The sequence below is a fragment of the Polyangium sp. 15x6 genome, from assembly GCF_029960785.1.
Lineage (GTDB): Bacteria > Myxococcota_A > Polyangia > Polyangiales > Polyangiaceae > Polyangium.
In genome coordinates, this window is sequence record NZ_JASBQE010000238.1 from 1 (window position 1) to 2109 (window position 2109).

1 protein-coding gene is annotated in these 2109 nt (G+C 68.8%); it reads right to left on the reverse strand.

The window, feature by feature from the left end:
• Positions 1 to 2109, reverse strand: a 2109-nt coding sequence (locus QHF83_RS53175; RefSeq protein WP_282425861.1) for a condensation domain-containing protein, incomplete at both ends; no start/stop codon positions are given.

The window sequence follows — 2109 nt, forward strand, 5'->3', positions numbered from 1 at the left end:
ACGCCGAGGGAGCGAAGGTGGTGGGCCAGGCGGTTTGCCTGCGCCTCGAGTTCGCCATAACTGAGCTGTCGTCCGTCCTGCTCGAGGGCGACGGCCCCCGGGGCCTTCGCCGCCTGCTCCGCAATGATCTCGTGAATGCATGGAGTGGGGGCCGCCATTGGCGTGTCGTTCCAGGCGGCGAGCTTCTCCGTCTCCTCTTCGGTCAGGAGGTTCAGATCCGACAAACGTTTGTCCGGGTGCGCCGCGGCGTCCGTCACCAGCGTCCTCAAATGGCCGCACAAGCGCTCTGCTGCCGTGCGCGAGACACGCTTCGTGTCGTACAGGACCTCCACGACGGTCCCGTCGGCGTCGTGGCGGACGGTCACGGCGAGCGCGTTTTTCGCCGTCGTCACGCCTTCCGGCACCGCGCCGAGCAGCGGTGACCAGCCGACAACGGCTCCGGTGCTCGGCGGCGTCACCTCGAAGAAGGTCACATCGAACAGCGGGTTCTCTCCGGCCTGCCGCGAGAGCCCCTGATCCTGCACCACGACGTCGAATGGCAGCGCCTGGTGCTCGTACGCGTCGAGCGAGCTCCGCCGCGCACGCGAGAGGAGCTCCGCGAACGTCGGGTTTCCCGAGAGGTCGGTCCGCAGCACGACCGTATTCGTGAAAAATCCGAGCATCGACTCGGTCCCAGCGACATGGCGATTCGCGAGGACCGCACCGAGGCCGAAGTCCGTCTGTCGGCTGTACCGAGCCAGCACGGCCGCAAGGGCCGCATACCAGGCCATGAAGGGGGTCGCGCCGCTTTCGCGCGAGAGCGACTGCATCCGGCGGCTCGTCTCCGGCGACAAATGGAGCGTGACGCACCCTTCCGGCCCCGAGCCAACGCCGGAGGGAGGAGAAACCATCGACAGGTCGAGCCGCGGTACGCCGGAGAGAGCGTCTTTCCAGTATGACCGCGACGCCGCGAGCCCGTTGCCGGCGAGCGCCGACTGCTCTGCGCGCGCGTAATCCGAATAATGGTAGGCGAGGGGAGGCAGTGTGGCCGTTCCCCCGCGGCGCGACGCCTCGTACAGGGACGAGAGCTCCGCGAGCAAGAGCCCCCAGGACCACTCGTCCGTGATGATGTGGTGCTGGTGCACGACGACGACATGCCTGTCCGCGGCCGTCTTCACGGCCAGGACCCGGGTCAGCGGGCCACGCCCGAGGTCGAAGTGGGTCTCGACCTCCGTTGCGAGCAATGCCCGCAACGCGGCATCGCGCTCTGCTTCGGGCAGGGACGAGAGGTCTTCCACGCGAATCGGAATGACCACGTCGTCCGACACCCGCCGCCTCGGCGTGCCGTCCACCTCCGGATACGTCGTGCGAAGGATTTCGTGGCGCAATGCCAGCGCGCGCACGCTCTCGTGGAGCGCCGAAGCCGAGAACGCGGACGCCACCTCGAATACGTGCGGGATCTGGTACGATCTCGCCTCGGGCGACAATTTTTCCAAAAACCAGATGCGCCGCTCCGTGCCCGACAGGCCCTCATGAGGCGCCTCGCCCTCCGCGCGCGGCGAGAGGCGGATCTGCGGCGCAAACGCCGGCCCTTCCGCCCTCGTGTCGCAGAGTGCCGAAAGCGCCTCGATCGTCGGGTGGCGAAGGACCGTCGCCACGCTGAGCGCGCCCCCGATCCGCGCCTCGATGGCGGACACGAGGCGAAAGGCCAGGAGCGAATGGCCGCCGAGGTGGAAGAAACGGTCTCTGATTCCAATCGGCCGCACCTGGAGCAACTCTTCCCAGATGGCCACGAGCGCGCGCTCGGTATCGGTCCGGGGCGCCACGTACGATGTCTCGGCGCCGCGCGTGGCCTCGGGCGAGGGCAGCGCCTTGCGGTCCACTTTGCCGCTGGGATTGAGCGGCAGCGCGGCGAGCCGCACGAATGCGGAGGGGACCATGTACTCCGGCAGCGTCGCCCCGAGGTGCTCGCGCAATGCGCCCGGCGCCCACCCCGCCTCTGGCGCCACGACATACGCGACCAGCCGCTTGTCGCCAGACGCGTCCTCCCGTGCCACGATGACGCAGGCGCGCACCGACGGGTGCGTAGCGAGCGCGGCCTCGATCTCGCCGAGCTCGATCCGGAAGCCG